The sequence below is a fragment of the Pseudoduganella buxea genome, assembly GCF_009720835.1.
GTDB lineage: Bacteria > Pseudomonadota > Gammaproteobacteria > Burkholderiales > Burkholderiaceae_D > Rugamonas > Rugamonas buxea.
Window position 1 is genome coordinate 1 of the sequence record NZ_WNKZ01000333.1, and the last position, 255, is coordinate 255.

1 protein-coding gene is annotated in these 255 nt (G+C 70.2%); it reads left to right on the plus strand.

From position 1 onward, the window contains the following. The coding region (locus tag GM672_RS28150) for a contractile injection system protein, VgrG/Pvc8 family (protein ID WP_229417994.1) at nucleotides 1-255 on the plus strand (255 nt) is incomplete at both ends.

The following is a 255-nucleotide window of genomic DNA, read 5'->3' on the forward strand; positions in this document are numbered from 1 at the left end:
CGCCCTGGCGCAGCATTATGCGGAACTGCAGATGGAAGCGCGCGAGGCACGCAGCCAGCCCTGGCAAGGCCGTTCGACGGTGCGCACCCTGGCCGCCGGCACCCGCATCGACGTCACGCAGGGGCCACTGGCCATGTTCGGCGATGCCCCGGCCAGCTACACGGTCCTGCGCGTGACCAGCGTGGGCGTAAACAACCTGCCGTCACCGGCCGTGCAGGCCCTGGCCGAACTGTTCGGCCCCATCCCGGAACTGCT